The sequence below is a fragment of the Xanthomonas vesicatoria ATCC 35937 genome (assembly GCF_001908725.1).
Classification (GTDB): Bacteria; Pseudomonadota; Gammaproteobacteria; order Xanthomonadales; family Xanthomonadaceae; genus Xanthomonas; species Xanthomonas vesicatoria.
Genome location: NZ_CP018725.1, coordinates 4,190,583 through 4,211,669 on the forward strand (window position 1 = coordinate 4,190,583; position 21,087 = coordinate 4,211,669).

General features: G+C 63.2%; 28 protein-coding genes. 24 read left to right on the forward strand and 4 right to left on the reverse strand.

The window, feature by feature from the left end; genetic code table 11:
- Positions 1 to 153: 153 nt before the first annotated feature.
- A complete protein-coding gene (xopE, locus tag BJD12_RS18265; RefSeq protein ID WP_005990199.1) occupies positions 154 to 1,230 on the forward strand; it encodes a XopE/AvrPphe family type III secretion system effector in 1,077 nt (358 codons plus the stop codon).
- A gap of 341 nt (positions 1,231 to 1,571) precedes the next feature.
- Here xopE and BJD12_RS18270 read toward each other — a convergent pair whose 3' ends face one another.
- Positions 1,572 to 1,904, reverse strand: coding sequence for a hypothetical protein (locus BJD12_RS18270; protein ID WP_042827751.1), 333 nt, complete (start codon positions 1,902 to 1,904; stop codon positions 1,572 to 1,574).
- A gap of 7 nt (positions 1,905 to 1,911) precedes the next feature.
- Complete coding sequence (locus tag BJD12_RS25010) at positions 1,912 to 2,295, reverse strand: hypothetical protein (RefSeq protein WP_228861044.1); 384 nt, start codon at positions 2,293 to 2,295, stop codon at positions 1,912 to 1,914.
- Between the two features lie 497 nt (positions 2,296 to 2,792).
- Here BJD12_RS25010 and BJD12_RS25370 point away from each other — a divergent pair, with 497 nt between their 5' ends.
- The gene (locus BJD12_RS25370) at positions 2,793 to 3,005 is read left to right on the forward strand and encodes a transcriptional regulator (protein WP_074059441.1); all 213 of its coding nucleotides are present in this window, start codon (positions 2,793 to 2,795) and stop codon (positions 3,003 to 3,005) included.
- Between the two features lie 182 nt (positions 3,006 to 3,187).
- Here the strand turns inward: BJD12_RS25370 and BJD12_RS18285 are convergent, their stop codons facing one another.
- Complete coding sequence (locus BJD12_RS18285; protein ID WP_005990190.1) at positions 3,188 to 3,427, reverse strand: hypothetical protein; 240 nt, start codon at positions 3,425 to 3,427, stop codon at positions 3,188 to 3,190.
- A 127-nt stretch (positions 3,428 to 3,554) separates the two neighbouring features.
- On the opposite strand from BJD12_RS18285, the gene BJD12_RS25120 reads away from it, so the two are divergent.
- From BJD12_RS25120 to BJD12_RS18335, 10 genes are all read left to right on the forward strand, one after another.
- The gene (locus tag BJD12_RS25120) at positions 3,555 to 3,689 is read left to right on the forward strand and encodes a hypothetical protein (protein WP_267473993.1); all 135 of its coding nucleotides are present in this window, start codon (positions 3,555 to 3,557) and stop codon (positions 3,687 to 3,689) included.
- The gene (locus tag BJD12_RS25015) at positions 3,679 to 4,254 is read left to right on the forward strand and encodes a hypothetical protein (RefSeq protein ID WP_228861043.1); all 576 of its coding nucleotides are present in this window, start codon (positions 3,679 to 3,681) and stop codon (positions 4,252 to 4,254) included. Before BJD12_RS25120 ends, BJD12_RS25015 begins: the two co-directional genes overlap by 11 nt.
- The gene (locus tag BJD12_RS18300) at positions 4,251 to 4,781 is read left to right on the forward strand and encodes a hypothetical protein (RefSeq protein WP_005990183.1); all 531 of its coding nucleotides are present in this window, start codon (positions 4,251 to 4,253) and stop codon (positions 4,779 to 4,781) included. The genes BJD12_RS25015 and BJD12_RS18300 overlap by 4 nt, the downstream gene beginning before the upstream one ends.
- A gap of 1 nt (position 4,782) precedes the next feature.
- Positions 4,783 to 4,983, forward strand: coding sequence for a hypothetical protein (locus BJD12_RS18305; protein WP_005990182.1), 201 nt, complete (start codon positions 4,783 to 4,785; stop codon positions 4,981 to 4,983).
- Positions 4,980 to 5,195 (forward strand): hypothetical protein, encoded by a 216-nt coding sequence (locus BJD12_RS18310; RefSeq protein ID WP_005990180.1) that lies wholly within the window; start codon positions 4,980 to 4,982, stop codon positions 5,193 to 5,195. Before BJD12_RS18305 ends, BJD12_RS18310 begins: the two co-directional genes overlap by 4 nt.
- Complete coding sequence (locus BJD12_RS18315) at positions 5,192 to 6,250, forward strand: DNA primase (RefSeq protein WP_005990178.1); 1,059 nt, start codon at positions 5,192 to 5,194, stop codon at positions 6,248 to 6,250. Before BJD12_RS18310 ends, BJD12_RS18315 begins: the two co-directional genes overlap by 4 nt.
- A complete protein-coding gene (locus BJD12_RS18320; RefSeq protein WP_005990176.1) occupies positions 6,240 to 6,419 on the forward strand; it encodes a hypothetical protein in 180 nt (59 codons plus the stop codon). Before BJD12_RS18315 ends, BJD12_RS18320 begins: the two co-directional genes overlap by 11 nt.
- Entirely contained in the window at positions 6,416 to 7,825 is a 1,410-nt protein-coding gene (locus BJD12_RS18325; RefSeq protein WP_005990174.1) for a virulence-associated E family protein, read from the forward strand. The genes BJD12_RS18320 and BJD12_RS18325 overlap by 4 nt, the downstream gene beginning before the upstream one ends.
- A 432-nt stretch (positions 7,826 to 8,257) precedes the next feature.
- A complete protein-coding gene (locus tag BJD12_RS18330; RefSeq protein ID WP_005990172.1) occupies positions 8,258 to 8,824 on the forward strand; it encodes a hypothetical protein in 567 nt (188 codons plus the stop codon).
- Entirely contained in the window at positions 8,821 to 10,905 is a 2,085-nt protein-coding gene (locus BJD12_RS18335; protein ID WP_005990170.1) for a terminase gpA endonuclease subunit, read from the forward strand. Before BJD12_RS18330 ends, BJD12_RS18335 begins: the two co-directional genes overlap by 4 nt.
- Before the next feature lie 342 nt (positions 10,906 to 11,247).
- Here BJD12_RS18335 and BJD12_RS18340 read toward each other — a convergent pair whose 3' ends face one another.
- Positions 11,248 to 12,789: an N-acetylmuramoyl-L-alanine amidase gene (locus BJD12_RS18340; RefSeq protein WP_005990167.1), complete on the reverse strand. Its 1,542-nt coding sequence runs from the start codon at positions 12,787 to 12,789 to the stop codon at positions 11,248 to 11,250.
- Positions 12,790 to 13,041: 252 nt separating this feature from the next.
- On the opposite strand from BJD12_RS18340, the gene BJD12_RS18345 reads away from it, so the two are divergent.
- The 12 genes from BJD12_RS18345 to BJD12_RS18400 all read left to right on the forward strand — a co-directional run bounded on the left by BJD12_RS18345 (position 13,042) and on the right by BJD12_RS18400 (position 21,070).
- Complete coding sequence (locus BJD12_RS18345; protein ID WP_005990165.1) at positions 13,042 to 13,257, forward strand: hypothetical protein; 216 nt, start codon at positions 13,042 to 13,044, stop codon at positions 13,255 to 13,257.
- Between the two features lie 128 nt (positions 13,258 to 13,385).
- Positions 13,386 to 14,813, forward strand: a complete 1,428-nt coding sequence (locus tag BJD12_RS18350; RefSeq protein ID WP_229006104.1) for a phage portal protein — start codon at positions 13,386 to 13,388, stop codon at positions 14,811 to 14,813.
- Positions 14,814 to 14,815: 2 nt separating this feature from the next.
- Positions 14,816 to 17,029: a ClpP-like prohead protease/major capsid protein fusion protein gene (locus BJD12_RS18355; RefSeq protein ID WP_042827749.1), complete on the forward strand. Its 2,214-nt coding sequence runs from the start codon at positions 14,816 to 14,818 to the stop codon at positions 17,027 to 17,029.
- 57 nt (positions 17,030 to 17,086) lie between these two features.
- Positions 17,087 to 17,443: a capsid cement protein gene (locus tag BJD12_RS18360; protein ID WP_005990159.1), complete on the forward strand. Its 357-nt coding sequence runs from the start codon at positions 17,087 to 17,089 to the stop codon at positions 17,441 to 17,443.
- An 80-nt stretch (positions 17,444 to 17,523) separates the two neighbouring features.
- The gene (locus BJD12_RS18365; protein WP_005990157.1) at positions 17,524 to 17,952 is read left to right on the forward strand and encodes a hypothetical protein; all 429 of its coding nucleotides are present in this window, start codon (positions 17,524 to 17,526) and stop codon (positions 17,950 to 17,952) included.
- Positions 17,952 to 18,413 (forward strand): hypothetical protein, encoded by a 462-nt coding sequence (locus BJD12_RS18370; protein WP_005990155.1) that lies wholly within the window; start codon positions 17,952 to 17,954, stop codon positions 18,411 to 18,413. Before BJD12_RS18365 ends, BJD12_RS18370 begins: the two co-directional genes overlap by 1 nt.
- The gene (locus tag BJD12_RS18375) at positions 18,410 to 18,688 is read left to right on the forward strand and encodes a hypothetical protein (RefSeq protein WP_005990152.1); all 279 of its coding nucleotides are present in this window, start codon (positions 18,410 to 18,412) and stop codon (positions 18,686 to 18,688) included. The genes BJD12_RS18370 and BJD12_RS18375 overlap by 4 nt, the downstream gene beginning before the upstream one ends.
- The gene (locus tag BJD12_RS18380) at positions 18,685 to 19,257 is read left to right on the forward strand and encodes a hypothetical protein (RefSeq protein WP_005990150.1); all 573 of its coding nucleotides are present in this window, start codon (positions 18,685 to 18,687) and stop codon (positions 19,255 to 19,257) included. Before BJD12_RS18375 ends, BJD12_RS18380 begins: the two co-directional genes overlap by 4 nt.
- 20 nt (positions 19,258 to 19,277) lie before the next feature.
- Positions 19,278 to 19,493 carry a hypothetical protein gene (locus BJD12_RS18385; protein ID WP_229003530.1) on the forward strand — a complete coding sequence of 72 codons (216 nt, stop codon included), beginning with the start codon at positions 19,278 to 19,280 and terminating at the stop codon, positions 19,491 to 19,493.
- Positions 19,490 to 20,320 carry a hypothetical protein gene (locus tag BJD12_RS18390; RefSeq protein WP_005990146.1) on the forward strand — a complete coding sequence of 277 codons (831 nt, stop codon included), beginning with the start codon at positions 19,490 to 19,492 and terminating at the stop codon, positions 20,318 to 20,320. Before BJD12_RS18385 ends, BJD12_RS18390 begins: the two co-directional genes overlap by 4 nt.
- Positions 20,317 to 20,643 (forward strand): hypothetical protein, encoded by a 327-nt coding sequence (locus BJD12_RS18395; RefSeq protein WP_005990144.1) that lies wholly within the window; start codon positions 20,317 to 20,319, stop codon positions 20,641 to 20,643. The genes BJD12_RS18390 and BJD12_RS18395 overlap by 4 nt, the downstream gene beginning before the upstream one ends.
- A complete protein-coding gene (locus BJD12_RS18400; protein WP_005990142.1) occupies positions 20,636 to 21,070 on the forward strand; it encodes a hypothetical protein in 435 nt (144 codons plus the stop codon). The genes BJD12_RS18395 and BJD12_RS18400 overlap by 8 nt, the downstream gene beginning before the upstream one ends.
- Positions 21,071 to 21,087 lie beyond the last annotated feature (17 nt).

Consider the following 21,087-nt stretch of genomic DNA (forward strand, 5'->3'; position numbering starts at 1 on the left):
TAGACGGATGCCGCCGCCCTATGTAGCGGCGGTCATGAGGGTCGATCATCCCCCGCGTCATGCTTCGCCATCCCAGCCAGGGTTTCGGTGAGGCGAAGCGAAGCGGAGTGCTTACCGCCAAACTTGCCTCTACAGTCACTGCAGGAGATCAAGATGGGGCTATGCACTTCAAAGCCGAGCGTGGTGGGTTCACCCGTAGCGGGTTCACCTGAGCATTATTCAACCCACACCACAGAGCAGACCACGCTCTCTACGCCTTCATCCCCCGAGGCGCCCATCTCACCCAGCCTGCATGGCTTGGTGGCACTCGGCTCTTCGGGAACGAGGCGGGGTCGCTTCCGGCAGCCGACCCTACAGCCGCACGAAGTTCAGCAGGCGGCCTACCAGCTTGGTATGCGGCTCAACGGCAGACCCATCGAAGACGCGAGCGATCGTCAACGCCTTGCCAACGCTACAGAGACGGTGCACGAGACACGACTCGCCTTGCATCGTGGACGAGGCAATGTCGATAGCGATCTGCGGCTCAGCAACGGACGGAGCGCCACTTACAGCTCCCTGTCTTACTGTCTCGGTGAAAATGACGAAAATTTACTGGCAGGCAGTGCGCTGGCTGCAGGGGCAGGCAACTGTGATCACAATGCAGCGATTAACGCACGTCGACATGCGGTCCGCATGGAGGATGGCGGGCAGATGATGACCGTACGCGACTATGAGCAGACCCACCTCTATGCGTTGTACCAGCCCCCAAGCTCGGCAGAGGCGGAAGAATCCACTGTAGTCCTCGACTCGTGGGGCGACGGTCCGGCCGTTCTACTAAGGGATTCGCACTGGGCCGAAACGTACGGAACATCCACCAATGTAATTGAACGCTTCGACAAGCCTGATGCAATCGACGCGCTTGCCAGGACAAACGCATTCAGAGCTGGGATCGAGGACCCGCAAACTGAGCTCTATGCAAATGCGCGTGATCTGGAGAGAGCCTTTCTAGCCAACCCCGCACCTGGCGATATCTTTTCCTCAATGCCGGTCATCAACCCCGATCTGGCCCAAAACACGCGTCAAAGGCTGCAAGAGCACTCACCGCGGACGCGTGAGGCTCTAGCCGCCGATGCTGCGCGGCAGGCCTACGGGCTGGATCACGCACAGCCAATCTCGCCGCGCACAACTGCTGCGATCCTTGAAGATGCAGAGCACCTGGACGCCTTGGATCGCCCACCCTTGAGTTGGTGACGATGGATTAAACCGGATGAGCGTCGACACGTCCATGACGCAACCGGAGCGTGCTTGGGCGCGCTACGCGCCCAAGCACGACCAGGCGATGCGCGGTGCTACAGGCCGGGCCTGTCACGTGGCGCACGTGCAGCAGTAGCCCGGCATGAGGGTCGGTAGGGCGTCGTTAATCCCTGCCGACCCTGATGACCGCCGCTACATGGGGCGGCGGCATCCGTTTATTACCCATCCGGTGACCGAACGGTCTCGCACACTCGCCGCAAGACAGTTGCAGCGTGCCGAACCTCGAAAGGGACGAGGTAGTGGATGCGCCGATGGAAGCGCCATTTTATCCGGTAACCTCATGTCTTCAGAAAAGAAATCGGATTCTGCGAGTCATTTTTACCCGTATGTCGGCTGAGCCCCGTGTAGAGCTGCGTTCCTACGCCAGACGCGCCCTGCACGATTTTTGCCTCGCGAAGGTCAGGGTAGTTCTGCACATCATTGATCATCTGTCCCACTGGGACCAGCGGGCCGCGTCTGCACTCTCCGTCCGCTTCAACGATGCGCTTCAATGCGAGCTGGTAAGGGATGTCTACGAAGAAAGAGGAGGCGAGCTCCGGCTTCTCCAAGCCCTTGGGGCTAGTTGCACATCCGCCTAGGAGGAGCAAAGCCATACAAGTGATTTTTTTCATGCTTTCCTTAAAGTATTGATCGAAGCAATCCGGCATCTTCGAACTTGACGTCTTCCCGGATGCACTCGATGCCTCTGTCCATGTCACGCATAAGCTGGCGCAGCTCGTCGTCACCTAATTGCTCAAAACCAGCGACGTCCCTACATGCCTGATCTATCAGAATTTGCATGGCGCGCCCCCAGAAGTGCCGATAGTGACGGATCATCCGATAGTGGCCCTCGCGAGTGATTTCATCCATCTGCGATCTCGGCGCGGGTAGGGGGGCACCAACGACCTCCCTATGCAGATTTTCTCGCCCTACGAGGCGCAGGCTCGCTTTCTTTCCCAACTTGCGCTGCGCGCGCAGGGCTACTGACTCGGCTAACCGCTCCATCTCTTCCTTCAAACTCACTACTTCCCTCCATCACTTTCTTCATCTCCAAGGTTGCGTTGATCGCATCCGCCATCTCTTGTGGCCGATCTTCGATAGCGAATGAGTCATCAGCCATAAGGCCTGCCACTCGCTTCGCATACGCAACCGCCGCGATGATTATTTCCGCATCGAGTCGCTGCGGATGAGATCGCGAGAAGTGATTCTGTAGCCGTCGATACTCCGAGCTGATCAGGTCGGGGCGTAGCCCAATCAGGGCAGCAAGTGGCTCCGCCTTGTCCCATGGCACCGGCCGGTGGCCGCTGGCAAATTGAGAGATGAATCCCGCGCTTACATCAAGTGCGTCAGCAAGCCGGGCCTGTGACTGCTCAGACCGCTGTATCGCGTCCGTGATGGCCTGGCCTTCGGGGGTCTTGGGGTTTGCGGGTCTAGGCATGTAGCAATGCTATTGATAGGTCCTGGCTGCCACCATCAGCAGTGCTATTTACAGTCGTAGATAGCGTTGCTATGCTCAAATCATGGAAACCCCAATACAAATAGCGATCCGAGCAGCCGGTGGACAACGCGCCCTGGCGAATGCGCTCAAGGTCCATCCGGCAATGGTGTCGCAGTGGGCCACCGCACGCCGGCCGGTAGCCGCTCACCACGTTCTTGTCATTGAAATATGCACTGGTGTATCGCGCCACGCCTTGCGCCCCGATGTCTTCGGCCCGCAGCGGCAGGTTGCATGAGCCCCGGTCGTCCGCAGCCGAATGATCTTGTCTATGTCGAACTTGCCTTCAATGAGGAGTCGCGAAAGTGACCAACTCCCAGTACCTCCAACGCCTTGAATCCAAGGTCAGGGCAGGCATTGCAAACCGAAACGAACAGATTCGGTTGGCGCATGCCCTTGGCCCTACGGGCCTGGCGTTCGTCAAAGAGGCGATGCGTCGTTGTCGGGGCAAGCTGACTCGATCGCATCCACCAGCAGAGGCAGCGCCGTGTTGTCCGACATGTGGGCGGGTGGTGCATCGGCCAGTTCCAACAATCGCCGTCGGATCTGGCGTTGATTCGGAGCGTTGCTGATGAGCATGGGCAGCACGACTTCCAGCACCAATTCGATCGCGTCGAGCCGCTGGTCGCTGACTTCCTTCTCGGAGAATTTGTTGGGCATGCCTGTGGCCTCTGGAGGTGAGATTGGGTCTGACGGCCGATCGTACAGCGCCGCAGGTTGCCCGCAGGACGGCAGATACGTCACGCCTCTCAGCGATGGCCTGGACGCGGGCGAGATTGCGTCCCTGGTGGGGCTTCCTCTCCACAACAACGGCGACACCGCCGACCTGTCGCTGACCGCCGACGAGTGGGCAGCGCTGACCGAGCGCCGGCGTCGCGTGGGTTGGCCGCTCAATTTCTTGGAGGTTGCTGATGGTGTCTGATCGCTGGAATCCGCGGCTGTGGATTCGCGATTGGCTCAGCAGGCCTAGTGCTTCCGAGCATGCGCGCCGCAGCCAATTGGAACGTGCCGTCGTCAGAACAGCGGCCACCAATATTGCTCGCATGAAGCGCGCTTCGATTGATGTGCCGTCGGTGGCGGTTGACGCGTTGACAGGCCAAGTTGCTGGGGTGGAGCTTCGGACGTACTCGCTTGGAGAACCTGCGAAACGTCCTTTGCCACCCGAAGCTGCTCCTCCAGCGTTCGATGTGGTGCGTCGGCGATGGGAGCAGGGCGCGCGGGCGCCGGCGAGCTCAGCCATTCCGGAAATGCTTCGCAACGGTGTCGCGATTGCTTTGACCGTTGCCGGCTTGGCCGCGTTCTGCTCCGGTCTGCTCGGCAACAAAGAAGACAGCGACGACATCGCCGACGCCGGTGCGCACGTCGTAGCGCCGCAAGGCAGTGAACCGCAGGAGTGGGGTGGTGGTGTGCATGACGCACATGGTGCGTCGGCCGGCCAGGCTGCTACCACGATGAACTGCACCGCATTTCAGGGTGGCGCGCAATGACGTGCCAACGCTCAGACATCTACTGGCGCGACGCGCTGTACAACGCGGTGTCGCAGATGCCTGGCAATGTGCGTGCGGCTGCTGCTTACCTGACAGAGCGCCGCGGCAAAACCATCGCGGCGGAATCGCTGCGCAAGAAGCTGCGCGGCCTAGAGGGTGAGTCGCTGTCGATGGAGATGGCGGAGATGCTCACCGAGTGGATGCAGGAGCTGAGCGCCGGGCAGGCGCAGGCGACGTGCTGGATTCAATCGCTGGGGGCGCAGTTCGATCTGGCGATGGACTTTGTACCGCCGGCCCCCGACAACGGCTGGCCGGACGAGGTGGCGGCAATGCAGGCCAAGCTGCTGCACGTGGCCAAGCACGCAGGGCGCCTGTCCGGCGTGGCGCTCGAAGCATTGGACGATGCACACCTGTCGCTGCAGGAAGCCGACCTGATGGTGGACGAGCTGCAGGCGATCCGCACCATGTGCCACCGCCTGGAGCGCAACGTGCGCCGCGCGGCCGCCAAAGGCCGGAAGCGTGGTTGAGATGACCATCGACCGCGCCCCACGCACCCGCACGCTGAGCGCCACCGCGCAGCGCTACGTGGCTGAAGCGTTGCAGCTGCTGTATGGCGATGCGCCTGGTATCGCTGGTGACGAGGCACTTGCGCAGCGTGAGCGCTACCGAGTGCAAGACGAAGCGCGAGAAAACCCGCAAGCCGCGTTGCCGCTGGATGTGCAGCGATGAGCGTGAGCCGCTGCATCACCAAGGCGCTGGATATCGCCAAAGCACCGCGCCAGCAGTGGAAAGCCGCAATCGATGTGCTGCCAGAGCACTGCCAGCACACGGCCATCTGCACGGGCGGTACCGGGTGTCGTGCACGCATCGCCGATTACCTGCGGGTGCAGTACCGGGCGCAGGCCCGGCGCGAGCAGTTGAAAGGGGGAGGGAGCCGATGACGCACAACAAGATCGACGTCGAGCAGCTCAAGGCTGCGGTGGATTTGGTGGCCGTGGTGGAGCGCTATGTGCAGCTGCGCCGCACAGGCAAGGAACACGCGGGCCTTTGCCCGTTTCACAACGAGTCGTCGCCGTCGTTCACCGTGATCCCGTCCAAGGGGTTCGTGCACTGCTTCGGCTGTGGCGCGCATTTTGACGTGATTGGCTTCCTGATGGCGATCACTGGCTGTGATTTCCACGAGGCATGCGTGCAACTGGGCGCGCAAGACTTCCGCCAGGCGCGCGATGGCGTGCGCGTGGATATCGAAGCGCCGCTCGATGTGACCTGGGTGCCGCTGATGCCGGTGCCGGATGATGCGCCGGACCTGCTCGCTGGCAATGGCTGGACGGTGCCGATCTGGAATCCGAAGCGGGGCCGGTTGCGACGCATGCGTGTGACGCGTGCCGACGCTTACCGCGATGGCGAGGGCCGGCTGTTGGGCTATGTGCTGCGCGCCGAGTTCACCGACCGGCAGACGCGCAAGGTGAAGAAGTGGACACCACAAGTGACGTGGTGCGTCGGACCGGATGGCAAGCGGCAGTGGTGCATCCAGCACTTCCCGGCGCCGCGCCCGATCTATGGCCTGGACGCGCTTGCTGCCAAACCGCAGGCCGACGTCCTGCTGGTTGAAGGCGAAAAATGCCGCGCGGCTGGCGCTGGCGCGTGGGAACGCTATGCCGTCGCCTCGTGGCCGGGTGGCAGCAATGCCGTGCCCAAGACGGACTGGCGGCCATTGGCCGGACGCAACGTGGTGTTATGGCCGGACGCTGATGCGGCCGGGCGCAAAGCGATGCTGGGCTGGCGGAACGATGCCGGCCATTACATCCCGGGCTTGGCGCAGCTGGCCATGCGCGCAGGCGCGCAAAGCGTGCGGCTGATCGACACCGACGGCATGCCGGATGGCTGGGACATTGCCGACGCGCTCGAGCGCGATGGCTGGACTCCACGGCAGCTGTCAGCTTGGGCAGCCGGGCGAGTGATCGAAGTCACCGTGGTGCCAGGCCATGCGCAGTGACACCACGCAGCAGGACATCTGGCGCGATCGCCAGCCGACCGCCGCCGATTGGCGCGCTTCGGCGGAGGCCGCATTACGCAATCCATTCGAGACACCGGCGCGCTGCCAGCGCCGGCACGACTACTGCCTACAGCAGGCGCAACGCTGCGAAGAGGGCGAGCGGGGATGACTTTGACCAAGCGTAAGACGCTCACCGTCGTAGACGGTGGGCTAGGTACTGCGCCACCGGGCGGCGGGGATCACAACCCGGACGCATGGAAAGCGCAGCTGACATACAACCGCGACCGCAACGTCGAGGGAACGCTGCACAACCTGATCCTGATCATGGAGCACGACGAGCGCCTGGCTGGGCTTTGGTGGCTCAACGATTCGAGCAACCAGGTGAAGCTGGAGCGCGACCCGCCGTGGCGCGGTGGTAGCCGCGAGGAGTTCATCGACTCCGATGCGTATGAGCTTGCGGCGTGGCTGCAGCATCCAGACCGCTACGCCATGAAGTGCAGCGACGAGCTGGTGCTCAAGTCGGTGATCGCCGTGGCCCGGCGCTACCGGCGCCACCCCATCCGCGAATTCCTTACCGGCCTGCAGTGGGATGGCGAGGCGCGGGTGGAGCGGATGCTGGTGGATCTGTTTGGCGCTGCGGACTCCACCTACAGCCGACGCGCAGCGCAATGTTTCATGGTGAGCGCTGTTGCGCGCGTGCTGTGGTTCGACGCCAAGCAGCCATCGGTGGGCGCGCAGGTGGACTTCATGCTGGTACTCGAAGGCGAGCAGGGCAAGCGCAAGTCCAGCGCGCTGCGCGCGATCTTCGGCAGCCAGTGGTTTGTGGAAACGAGCGAGTCGCCCAGCGGCAAGGACTTCTACCAGGTCATCCAGGGTGCGTGGGGCGTGGAGATCGGCGAGATGGACAGCTTCTCCAAGGCCGACGTCACCAGCGTCAAGACCGCAATCACCCGACGCGTGGACAAGTTCAGAGCGCCCTACGAGCGCGTGCCGCGCTCCTATCGGCGCGAGTGCGTGTTCGCCGGCACTACCAACGAGCACCAATATCTGCGCGACCCCACTGGTGGCCGGCGCTTTCTGCCCGTGCGCACCGACGGTGAGGTGCTGATCGATGCGATCGGTGCACAGCGCGAGCAACTTTGGGCCGAGGCGGTGCACATGTTCGATGCCGGCTTCGAATGGTGGCAGCTACCAGCAGAAGCAGCCGCAGAGCAGGCGGCGCGTTACGTGGGCGACAGCTGGGAGGGGCGTGTGGAGAAATGGCTAGATGGCCGCATGGCCGAAGACCGCTACCCCGCGCGCCTCAAGTTCAGCGCTGCCAAGGTGGACTGGGCGAGCACCGACGAGATCCTCATGCATGCCATCGGGCTGGACCCGGGCAAGCACGGCAAGCCCGAGCAGATGCGCGTGGCCGCGATCCTCAAGACATTGGGCTGGGAGAACCACCGACGGCGATGGCCGGACGGTGGACGCGAGCCGCGATGGTTTCGTGCTGGGCTAACGGTGGACGAGTGGCTGGCCGGCGCCAGCCGAGAGCAGGCGAGCCAGGACGCGACCGATGCCCCTGACTTCTGACCAGACCTCGCCGCCAACGTCCACACCTGTCCACACCTGCGTCCAGACCTCCCGCCTACTACGGCAAGGCTGTCCACACCGTCCACACCTTTCGCGCGCGCCTACGTACATGACCCTTTTTCACCATCAATCAAAAACTCTCAACAGGTGTGGACAGTCTGGACATTCTGGACACCTCAATGATTCCAAGGGCTGCGACCGTCCAGACCTTGTCGCCGAGGTGCGGACAGTGTGGACGCGCTGCGATAGCGTCGTGTTCCACGGGAATCGCCGCGTGGGCGGGCAGGCGGCAGTCAAGGCGGCCGCGACCGTAGCGACCCCGACCGTGGCGCGGGTCCTCCCGGGCCTTGGCCGTCTGCGGGTAATTCGGACCCCACATTTCGTGCATCTTTCGTTCCGGACTTTGGTTCCGGTCGGAACTCGGGTGGCTGCATGAGTTCCGAAACCATGAGCGTTGCCGAGTATTCGAGCCACCGTGGCTGCAGCGATTCGTACATCCGCCGCATGCGTCGCTCCGGCAAGCTCGTGATGCACGCCGACGGCAAGCGGATCAACGTGGCTGCCAGCGATGCGCTGCTGGATGACATCACCGACCCGCTGCGCGGCGGCGATCGCACGGCTGGCGCCGACGCGCGGCTGGATGTGCCCACCGCCCGCGTACTGCCTAGCGATGTGCCCAGCGTGCAGGAAGCGGTGCGCCGCGAAAGGCTGGCGCGGGCGCGGTTGGCAGAGCTGGAGCTGGGCGAAGAGTCCCGTGAGCTGACGCGCACAAAGGGCGTAGAGCGCGCCGTGTTCACCCTGGTGCGCCAGGCGCTCAACAGCATGATGAATCTGTCGGGCCGCCTGCGCGCCAAGCTGGCCGCTGAAAGCGACCCGCGTGCGATCGAGGCAATGCTCGACGCTGAGGTGCGCTTGATCGCACAGACGATGCAGAAAGAAGCGCGGCAGCTGCTGGCGCCGCCAGGGCAGCGCAACGACACTACCGAGGACGACGCATGACGCTAGATCTCAATGCCTTCGACGTGGAGCTGGCAGAGCCGGCAGCGATCGTGTGCGACGCGTGGGCGCGCGCGTGGGAGCTGCCGCCGATCCAGACGGTGAGCGAGTGGGCCGATGCCAACCGCATCATCGCGAAGGGCTCAGGTGCCGAGCCTGGCCCGTGGCGCACCAGCCGCAACCCGATCCTGCGCGAGATCATGGATTGCCTGAGCGACCATTCGCCGGTGCGCCTGGTGGATTTCATGAAGTCCGCACAGATCGGCGCCACCGAGATCGGCATCAACTGGACCGGCTACGTGATCGACCGCGGCGCTGATTCGATGATCGTGGCGCAGCCTGTGAAGGATCTGGCGCGCAGCTGGGCGGCGTCGAAGTTCGATCCAGCCGTGATGGAAATGCCCGAGCTGCTGGCAAAGCTCCACACCGACAACATGCTGGAGAAGCATTTCCCTGGCGGCACGCTATGGGTGATCTGGAGCAACTCGGCCAAGCAGCTACGCCAGCGCACCGCGCGTTACATCTTCATGGACGAGGTGGACGAATACCCCAAGGACATCGGCGGGCAAGGGCCGGCCGACCAGCAGCTGGAAGCCCGCGCAATGTCCTATGGCGACCGCGCCAAGATCTACCGCGCCTGCACCCCAACCATTGCCGGCGCCAGCGCGATCGAGGCCGGCCACGCAGCAGGCGACCAGCGCGTGTACATGGTGCAGTGCCCGCATTGCGGCGGCGAGCAGACGCTCGACGTGGAACGCTTGCAGCCGGACGGGACGTTCGCTTGCCTGGCGAGCGGCTGCGTGATCGAGGAGCACCACAAAGATCTGATGTTTGCCGAGCGCGGACACGGCGGCACGGCATACTGGAAGCCGACCAACCCAGATGCTGACCCGTATCACCGCAGCTACTACGCGTGGGCCGCATACGCGCCGTTGGGCCTAGGGCCGTCGTGGAAGGACCTGGCCGATGCGAAGGCCGAGGCTGACCGCGACCCGAACAAGGCGGCAGGCTTCCACAACCTCAAGCTTGGCTTGCCGTTTGCCGGCGAGCGACAGGAGCAGGACGCAGACGAAGTGGCCAAGCTGGGCGAGCCCGGCGTGCACCGCGGCATCGTGCCGCTGGGTGGACTGGTGCTGACAGCAGGCGTGGACTTCCAGCACGACCGCGCAGAGGTGCAGGTGATCGCCACCGGCCGCGGCCAGCGTCGCTGGGTGGTGGACTACGCGGTGATCGACCTGGACCCGACCATCCTCGATACCTACCCGGCGCTGGACGAATACCTGCGCGGTACCTGGAAGACCACACGCGGCATTGATATGCCGGTTACCGCAGTGGCGCTGGACGGCGGCAACTGGACCGAGACCGTGGCTCAGTTTGTGAAACAGCTGGTCAACCAGAGCGGTCAGGCACGCATCGTGGAGACACCGAACGGCTACATCAAGCAGACGGTGTACCTGATCCGCGGCCGCAACGAGCGCAAGTCCGAGCGCGCGGTGTATCGCCCGGCCAAGACCGAGGTCAACAACCGTGACAAGACGGTGGCGCGAAGCGTGGGAGTGTGGGGCGTTGGTACGTCGGTGCTCAAAACCATGGTGTATGGCTGGCTCACCGCTGCACTCACGGCAAAGGACAAGGCCGACGCGGAAGGGCAGGCGGAGGATCTGACGGCGCGAATGCTGCGTTTCCCAGGCGGCCGTGGCGACGAGGTGCCGGATCCGATCAATCCAGATACGGGGTCACTGCTGCCGGCGTACTACAAAGGGCTTACGGTCGAGTTTTACGACAAGGAATCGGGCTATTGGATTAAACCGAAGGGCGCACGGAACGAGCCTCTGGACACGGCTGTGTATGCAATATGGGCGTCGCTCGCGCCCGCAGTCAAAGCCGATGTGATTCGTGAGTCCCAATGGGCGGTGCTGGAAGAACAGTACCAACCGGCCACGAACGGCTTGTTCGATCAGGAAGTCAGTGCAGCTGAACAAGATTTGCCTAGCATGCCAAAGGCACCAGCGTATTCCCATGAAACTGCAGGTTCCCATCAGATCCGGGTGACCGGATTTGCACGGGATGGATGGTCGCTCTAATGGAAAAACAGAAGAAACCAACGGACCAACTCCGCGAGCGCATTATATCTGCGATGCAGCAAGACATCGGCATAAGTCGTCAGTTCGCTGCGCCATTGGCGGACTCCATTTTGGAGTGCTTTGCAGGAGAACGGCCTTATTTCCCCGCGAGACAAAGAATTCTTCAAATCCAAGAAATGGAGTCAGACCTGTGTGCGGGCGTGCCTGTCGCAGAAGTGGCCGCCAAATACGGTTTGTCCAGGGCGCGCTTATATAGATTGTTCCCAGGCGGAGTGAAAGCCCGATCCAAAAAGTGGTCTCTTGAAAGACTCCCTGGCGCGCTAGGCGCCAGGGATCAAAGTACTATTTTGTACAGGTATATTGATGCTGGAATTCGCCGCCTTGCACGTTATATCTGTCAAAAATTTTCGTTTTAGCGATGTAGGTTAATGACGATTTTAAGGTTCCTGGGCAATAAAACTGCAGTTTTTTAGTCTTGTCGGTTTTGTCGAGATTATGAACTTCAGAGAACTTCTTGACCTTGCAGTCATTTGTCGGGCAGCTTATGAACGTCGTCTCGATGTGGAGCCAATCGTCAAAATCACCAGAATAAGTGAGCTTCGGATTAATAATTCCCTGCCCAGGGGCGCTTACGATGTTCTCAACGCTAACCAGCGTAAAGGGTGAACAGGGCTCTGCCCGAAGTCTCAAGCCTTTCTCGATCGCTCTCGCAAAAGCCTCTCTAAAAAATTGATCTTTCAGTGCTTTGGAATCCCCGGCATCGGTGGTATAGCCAATGCCTATGCTGACTGCTGGCATGGTGCTTAGGCGATTTTCGATCTTATCTAACTCAGTAACGCTTCCCGCAATTTTGAAGTCGCTGTAAGCGGGGTCAGCATGTATCTGTTCCTTAGCGTAGCAAAGAATGCTGTTACCAAGTTGCTGGGCGCCAGGGCTGCCGGTCTGAACCACGACTTCAATGCCTTTCTTCGCAGCTGATCCACCGTTTGTATGAAAGGTTATGAGATAATCTGCATTCAAGAGGTTCGCATATAGCGCCCTAGCGGCATAATCTTCATCCCATTCGCGCAAATGGCTCCGCGCTGTGTCATCTGTGCCTTGGGGAAAAATGTTCCACAATGTTGCGCCCTTTTCCGGAAAGAGCTTCTTTGTGTAATATCTTGTGCCAAGCCTTTCGTGCGGGAAATTGCTTGGGGTCTCAATCCAATAATTGCCGAGTTCCCTGCTAAAAACTATATTTGAAAAGTACGGTTTATACATAAAAAACGGATAATAGCTTTTAATCTTATTCTCAGTCGTTGAGGCCATGACTGCAGTCATTCCATCTTCATCTATTTCATTGGCCGTGGCCTGCTGCGGGACCCACTTTTTACTTTTAAGATTGTAGTAAATTCCGCCTCCTGGGTTTAGTAGCAAAGTCGGCGGGGTCGGAGGAGTGGGTGACTCAACCTTCGCAACTTGTAGTGGGAAATCATCCGGAAATATCTCGTTAATGGTCAGCCCGTCAAAGCGAAGCGATACAGTCGAAACATCAAAGATATTGTCAACCAAGTCATGACCATACTGACTGACTTGGTTGTAAGTAGGACTGAAGGCTTCCTTCCACTTTGTCATGTCTTTCGGGATGAAGCCGCGCCCTAGATCAACAATCACCAGTCTAGTTGATGGCTCGTACGAGACTCGCGCGACTATCTTGGTATCTTGACCTGGATACCTTTTCTGCTTGTTCACGAAAGTTTGTATCGCGGCCTGAATCTGCGGCTGCACGTCAGCCCAGACAGTCGCAGTCACTGCTTGCGGTGCGGCATCTTTCGATTGTGCAGTGACCGAGCTAGGCGAGAGTGCCAGCAGCGAGACAGCAGCCGCGCATTGAATCCACTTCATGTGTTGCTCCTTGGTTAAATTTCCCCCTGCTGTAACAGAATAGCAGTCCGGATAAGCATTTTCCCGCAGGACCTGTCGAGTCATTTGTGCAGCGTGCTTTGGGCATCCAGTTCAGCACGAGGTGCGTACGCGTAGTTTTGGCAAAGATTGAGAATGGATGCCGGAATAAACAATAATTTCAATGGCTTGCAGACGGGTCGCTTTCGGCTTTTACCTGGATTTGAGATGTCATGATCACTAGCCTGATTCGTCATGAAGACGGCTCAGGAAATGCTCACCACGTACCAGCAGGCAGAGATTGCCGTGCTGCAGGGGCAGAGCTTTCGTTTCGGTGAGCGCATGCTCACCCGCGCGGATCTTGCAGAGATCCGTAAGGGCCGCCAGGAGTGGCAGGCGGCGGTAGATCGAGAGGTAGGTGCCGGCCGTCGTGCTCGCTGGGCCACTTTCGATTTCGGTGGCCGGACCTGATGGCCTCAGCACGCATCGCCCGCGACCGTCTTAGCGTAGCCATCTCCACTGACCGCAATGCGCACGCAATTGAGGCGCGGACGGCGGTGCGTGAGCAGCAGCTTCGCGTGGTGGCACGTGCCCATGAGGTGACCCGCCCATCCCGCAGCCGCAAGCTAGCGCGCGACTGGGGCAGTGGTAATGCCATTGCCGGCATGGATGCGCGCCAGATACGTGACCAGGCGCGCCACCTTGAGCGCGACCTAGACCTAGCCGACAACGCGCTCAACGTGCTGGTGCAGAACACAGTGGGTTCCGGCATCGACGTGCTGTCGGCGCCGCGGCTGCCCGGCCAGCCAATTAACCGCGAACTGGCCCTGCAGCTGGATGAGCTGTGGGACGTGTGGTGGGACGCACCCGAAGTCACCCGCGCCCACGACTACGGCGCGTGCCAGCAATTGTTGGCGCGCAGCTGGCTGCGTGATGGCGAAGCGTTCTATCAGGATTTGGTCGGCACCGTGCCGTATCTGGAGCATGGCGGCGGCGTGCCGTACAGCATCGAGATGCTGGAAGCCGACCTGGTGCCGCTGGGCTTCAACGACCCGGCACGCAACATTCTGCAGGGGGTGGAGCGCAATGCGTGGGGCCGCCCGGTGGCGTATCACGTGTACAAGCAGCACCCCGGCGACCCGCTGGGCTGGACCACCGACACCAAGCGCGTGAGCGCGGAGGTGATGCACTGCATTGCTAACCTCAAACGGTTGCACCAGGTGCGCGGCCTGAGCGTGTTTGCCAGTGCGATGTCGCGCTTCGAAGACGTCAAGGACTACGAGGAATCCGAACGCATCGCGGCCAAGGTGGCTGCGTCGATGACGTTCCAGATCAAGAAGGGCTCGGGCGAGATCTACCAGCCGGCCGGCGAGGGCCTGGGCGGCGTCGCACTGGTGCAGCAAGGCGTGCCGGTGCGCGAACTGCGTATGGCGCCCGGCGCCATCTTCGACGACCTGCTGCCTGGCGAATCCATTGAAAGCCTGGGCACCGACCGCCCGAACCCGAATGCGGCAACCTGGCGCAAGGAACAATTGCGCGCTGCCGCCGGCGGTATCGGCGTGAGCTTCTCAAGCCTGTTGCTTGACTATAACGGCACGTACTCAGCGCAGCGGCAGGAGCTGGTGGAGAAGTGGGGCAGCTACCTGATGCTGGCCGAGCGCTTCATTGCGATGTCGGTGCGGCCTCAACGACAGCGCTTCGTAGAGGCGGCGGTGCTCGCCGGCAAGGTGCGCCTGCCGCGTGGCTGGTCGCTGCGCCATTTGGCGGCATCGACGTACGTGCGGCCGATCATGCCGTGGATCGATCCGCTCAAAGAGGCCTACGCCAAGGGCGAGGCCGAGGACCGTGGCTGGGTGAGCCCGCAGCAAAACACGCTGCAGTACGGCAACAACCCCGACGAAGTGCTGCGCCAGCGCCAGGACTGGCAGCAACAGCAGCAGCAATTGCAACCGGCTACGCCGGCACCAGCGGAAGCCCGCGCGCAGCTGCGCGCCGACCTTTCGCGCGACATGTTGAGGGACATCTAACTATGCGACCCCATGCACTCACCGCGGCTTTGGGCCGCGTGCTTGCCGATGCCGGCCAGGCGCTCGGCCCTTGCCTGCTCAGGATCGAGGCCCGCGCCAATGACGTCGCCGAGGTGATGATCTACGGGACCATCGGCGACAGCCTGTGGTCGGAATCGGTCTCCGCACTGGAGCTTGCCGAGCAGATCAACCAGATCACCGCCAGCACGATCCACGTGCGCATCAACAGCGGCGGCGGAGTGGTGGCCGATGGCATAGCCATCTACAACGCACTGAGCCAGCACGCCGCGCACAAGGTGGTGTTTGTAGACGGCCAGGCGGCATCGATTGCCTCGCTGATCGCCATGGCCGGCAATGAGGTGGTGATGTATGCCAGCTCGCTGCTGATGGTGCATGCGCCACACACGATTGCCGCCGGCAACGCGTCCTCGTTCCGCCAGTACGCCACCGCGCTCGACGCGCATGCCGGCGCGATGTTGGAGGCCTATGCCACCAAGACCGGCAAGCGCAGCGAAGTAGAGCAACTGCTCACCGACGGCGCCGACCACTGGTACACCGGCGCGCAGGCGGTGGAGTTCGGCTTTGCCGACCGCGTTGCAGACGCCGCCACAGCCGCCCGCGCTGAGGGCGCCTGCGTTGTGGCGCTCACCGGCTACCTGCAGGCCATCACCCAAGCGCCGGCCCCGGTTGCCGCGCAGCTGCGCGGGCACATCGCCGCCGCGCTCAGCCCCAGCGTTTTCGCCTCACTTCCCGAGGTCACCCAAACGGCCGTTGTTGGCCACATCGAGGATCCTATGACCCAGCAAACCTATCTCCGCATCCTCGCCAACGCCGCTGGCGGGCAGGGTGCAACCACAACCACCACGGTGACGCCGCCGGCTGCGGCCGCAGCGGTACCGCTGGTTGCCGCCGCGCCGGACGCCGCCGCTGCCGTGCAGGCCGCGCTGGTGGCCATGCGCGGGCGCAATACCGACATCATGGCGATGGCCGAGCCGCACATGGGCAATGCGGAAATCCGCGCCTATGTGGACGGCGTCATTGCCGCCGCCGACCCGAACGTCACCGCCGACAACGTGGGCCGCCACATCCTGGCGCTGATGGGACGCAACGGCGAGCCGCTCAACGGCCGCGCTTGCGTGGTGGCTGGCGGCGACCAGCGCGACAACGTGCGGGCGGCGATGACCAACGCCATCCAGGCGCGCGTGGGCATGGCGCAGGCCGCCGCAGACAACCCGTACCGCGGCCACTCGCTGGCCGAGATGGCACGCGAGTGCCTGGTGCAGGCCGGCGTCAATCCGCGCGGCATGGACAGGCGGGAAATCGTGGGCATGGCATTCACCCATTCCACCTCGGACTTCCCGGCGCTGTTGGGCGATGCCGCGCGTCGCTCGGTGCTGCAGGGCTATCAGGAAGTGGAAGAGCGCTTCAGCGAGTTCACCCGCGCGGTGAGCGTGCCGGACTTCAAGCCGACCAACCTGGTCGGCCTGGGTGCGTTCTCCGATTTGCTGCCGGTACGCGAGGGCGGTGAGTACAAGCAGGGCACCTTCAGCGAGCAGTCGCAGTCGATGCAGATCGTCACCTGGGGCCGGCTGTTCACCATCACCCGGCAGGCCATCATCAATGACGACTTGGGCATTTTCAGCGATGTGCCGCGCAAGATGGGCCAGTCTGCCAAGCGCACGCTGGCCAAGGCGGTGTTCGAGCTGATTACCAAGAACCCGCGGCTGGCCGACGGCAAAGCGCTGTTCCATGCCGACCACGGCAACCTGCTGCCGGCGGCGACGATCACCACCGAGAGTGTCAGCGCCATGCAGGCGCGCATGGCGCTGCAGAAGGATGCCGACGGCAACGTCATCCGCGTGCCGATGAAGACCCTGCTGACGCCGGTGGCGCTCTCCGGTGCCGCACTGACCGTGCGTGCCGCCGAGTACGCAGTGGGCGGGGCCAACAACCAGACCACGCCCAACATCGTGCGCAACACCTTTGAGGTGGAGAGCGACGGCCGCCTGGATGGTGCAGACCCGAAAGCATGGTACGGCCTGGCCAACTCGGCTTACGTGGATGCGCTGGTGGTGGGCTACTTGGACGGCAACCAGACGCCGTACCTGGAGCAGCACGAGGGATTCAAGGTGGACGGCGTGGCTTGGAAGGTGCGCCTGGACGCGGCGCCCGCGATCGCCGACTACCGCGGCATCTACAAGAACCCCGGCCAGTAAACCGCCTGCCGCACCGCAGGCGCGGTGCGGCGTCTCTTCTCATCTGGAGTACTCCCCATGAAAAACGCATACCAAGACGGCCGCGTGCTGGACGTCACCCTGACCGCTGCAGTCACCAGCGGCGGTGTCATCGCCACCGGCAAGCTCGTCGCCATTGCCGTCACCGACGGCGTAATTGGCGACAGCATTGCCGCACACGTTGAAGGCGTGTTTGCACTGCCCAAGTTGCCTGCCGCCGTGTTTGCCGTGGGCGCGGCGGTCAACTGGGACATCGACGCCAAGCAGGCGATCGCCGCTGCCGGAGGTGCCGGCGACACCAACAACATCGGTTACGCGATCGAGGCGGCCGGTAACGGCGCCGCCACGGTGCTGGTGCGCCTGACCCCGGGTACTGCCACGCCGGTGGCCGCCTAAGCCTTACCCACCACCGCATGCAGATGCCCGGGTGGCGCGTGCGGTGGTGGCTCTTTTTGACTTGACCCAAGGATCAGCACATGGCCCCGCCGCGCGGCGTCCGCAACAACAATCCAGGCAACATCGATCGCACGGGCGTGGCCTGGCAGGGCGAAGACCGCAGCGCGGCTGCACGCGCACGCGAGGCACGCTTTGCGGTGTTCGATACGCCCGAATACGGCTTCCGTGCGCTGGTCAAAACGCTGCTGACCTACCAGCGCAAGCACGGCCTGCGCACAGTGCGCGGCATCATCAACCGGTGGGCGCCGCCGGTGGAGAACGACACCGGCGCGTATGCGCGCCAGGTGGCCACCGCGCTGGGCGTGGACGTGGACCAGCGCATCGACGTGGAGGCGCCGGCCACTGCGTTTCAGCTGGCCAAGGCGATCGCCAAGCACGAGAACGGCGGCAACTTCTGGGGCGACGCGGTCATCTGGGACGGCGTGGAGCTGGCGGGGATTGCCCGGTGATGGACGGCGGCGCGACTGTGCTGCTCAAGACGGCTGCGTTGCTGGTGGCCACCAGCGCCGGCAGTGCCGTGGTCACCGAGGTGATCACTGGCAGTGAGCATCTGTTCCTGGGCATTCCGCAGTCTTGGTTTCTGGCTGCGGTCGTGGGCGCGCTGGTCGGCCTGCTGCTGCTCAGCGAGATCGACGTGGGTAAGGTGTCCGCGCCCAGCGGCGGCCCGGGCGTGCAATGGCTGACGCTGCTGCTGCGCGTGGGCTTGTTGGGCCTGTTCGTACTGGGGTTCGCGCTGGCGGCCGGCTGGATCGTGGTGGCGCTGGCCAACTACTTTCCCTCGGTGCACCGCATTGGCATTGCAGTGAGCGGGCTGAGCGGTTTCATCATCAAGCCGATGTTGCCGCACTACCTGGGCGCGCTGCAGAAGTGGTCCGACCGCCTCGCTGGCCGCGCAGGAGGTGCTGCATGAGCATCTACCTCGTGAGCCTGGTCAGCACGCTGGCGGTGTTCTGCGCCACGACCTGGCAGCTGCTGCATACCTTTCATGGCGGCGAGCGCGCACGTGATCGCGCCGCCTGGGCGCTGCGGGGCGCCTGCCTCATTGGCCTGGCTGTCGGCATGCTGGGCATCTTCTTGCGCGACCTGGCGCAGCACACGCCCGCGCCCTGGTACGTGCTGCTCGTGCGCGTGTGCCTGACGGTGCTGCTGATCTACCCGTGGCGCCGGCGGGAGAGTGACCGATGAACATACTGGCCCTCTTCAAGGCATTGGCGGCGTTGGTCTTTGGCTGGGCGGCCGACGCGCTGACCTGGCTGCGCAAGCCGGGTAGCCGGCTCAAGGTGGTGTGTGCGCTGCTGGCCGCTCTGCTGTCGATTGCCTCGCTCACGTCCTACCGCAAGGGCCAGCAGGTGATTGTGGTGACGCGCCAGGTGGAGCAGTGCCAGAGCGATCGCACTGCGGCGCTGGAAGCGGCGCAGCTCAAGCGCGCCGAGTTGGAGCGCAACAACGCAGACAAGGACGCTGCGCTGGCGACCATCGCCGCCAAGTTGAACGCCGAGGCCGAGAAGCTGCGTGTGCTGCAGGAGCGCAACGCCGGCCTGCGCGACAAGACCGAAGCCGCCAAGGCCGCCGCTGACCGCAGTGCTAAGGCGTTCAAGCAGGAATACGACCAACGCCCGGCCGAGTGCACCGCTGCACTGCAGGCGCTGGCCGCGGCATGCCCCAGCCTGGGAGGTTACTGCTGCGCGCTTTGCTCACTGCTGCGCTGCTGGCTGCGCTGCTGGCTGGATGTGGCAACAAGGCTGCCCGGCTAGATCCGGCGCGCCCGATTGTGGTGACACCCGCGCCGGCGGTGGTTGCGGTGCCGGTGCGTACCTATGTGGAGATCGATCGGCGCCTGACTCAGCGCTGCCCCTGGGTGAAGAACGGCACGCTGGAGCAGGTGCTGGACGTCTCGCGTGGGCGCAAGCGCTGCCTGGAGTTCTACGAGGCCAACCTGGGCGAGATCGAGCAGGTGCAGGGCACCCCCGCTGGCGAGGGCAGCCCGTGAGCCAGATCCGCATCGCGGTGGATGCCGACAACCTGCTGGGCCGTCAGTTCAGCGCGTTGGAGCGCGAGCAGCTGCCGTTCGCCATCGTGCAGGCGTGCAACGCCACTGCCTACGAGATCCGCGAAGTGTGGAAGCGCACTGCGCCGCGCGTGTTCGACCGGCCAACGTCGCTGACGATCAACGCTGCGATGTACCGCAAGGCGACCAAAGCCCGCCTGTTTGCCGAGATCTTCCTGCGCGATGAAGCCTTCAAGGGCACGCCGCCGGCAAGGTACCTGCGCACGGAAGTGGATGGCGGGCAGCGCCGCAAAAAGGGCTTCGAGGTACTGCTGCAAGCCAAGGGCCTGATGCCGGCCGGGCAGTTCGCGGTCACCGGCCGCAGTGCGCGCACTGACCAGTACGGCAACGTGCCGGGCGGCCAGGTGACTGCGATCTTGTCGCAGTTGGGCGCGCAACGCGACGCCTACCAGAATGCCAACACCAAGAAGCCCACGCGGCCCAGCAATGAGCGCAGCCGCGCCGAGTATCTGGGGCGCACACGCTTGAACACGGTGGCGGTGATGCAGCGCACCGTTCGCCGCGGTGGGCGCTACTTCGCGCTGCAGCGCCAGCGCGGCAAGTTGGCGCCGGGCATCTACGAGCGCATCGGCACTGGCTTCGGCAGTGCAGTGCGCAGCGTGTTCGTGTTCACCACGCGCGCCAGTTACACGCCGCGTTACGACATCTACGGCTTGGCCCAGCGCACCTGGGACGAGCTGATGCCGTTCTACTTCAACCGCGAGCTGGAAAAGGCCATCCAAAGCGCGATCGCCAAGGTGCGCGCATGAGCCAGCGCGAGTTCCTCCAAGCTTTCGATGCGGTCGCTTTCTCGGCCTTCGCAGAGGTGGGACTGGCTGATGGCGATGCACGCTACCAGGCACCCGAGGCTACCGAATCCGCGCCGTGCACGGTGCAGATCGACCGCAACGTGCGCGACTTTGGCAGCGACCTTGCGCCCGTGAGCACCGGCTACACGCTGGTGACCTTCCAGCGCGCACAGGTGCAGCCGGCCAAACGCGGCCGGCTGCTGCTGCGCGGGGAGACGCTGGTACTGGCGGAGCGCGTGCGGCAGGACGAATCCATCAGCCAGTGGGTGGCCGACCATGGCTAGCCCACGCGAGATCCTGCGCGCGGCGGTGGGCGATTGTCTGCAGCGCATCAGCCGCGCCAGCGGTTACCAGACCGATGCCGGCGCCAGCCTCACGCTGGAGCCGGGCCAGGTCGACGAGGACGCGACCGCCGTGTTGACCGTGCTGGTGGCCAAGCAGCAGCGCGCCAGCGAGAGCGCACTGATCCGCACGCACCGGCTGACCACGCTGGTGATCGTCGCCAAGGCGCCTGCGCCGCTGGACACCGCGCAGAGCCAACTGGATGCGCTGGTGTCTGACATCGAACTTGCCATGTCCGACCAGCAGTTTCGCTACCCGGTGGGCATCCAGTTCCCGCAGTACGTGTCCATGGAGCCGGTGAAGCCGGAAGCGGGCATGAGCTGGATCGGCGCGCTGCTCACCTACCAAACCCACATCCCCATTACCTGACGCCGCCTGCGGCACCT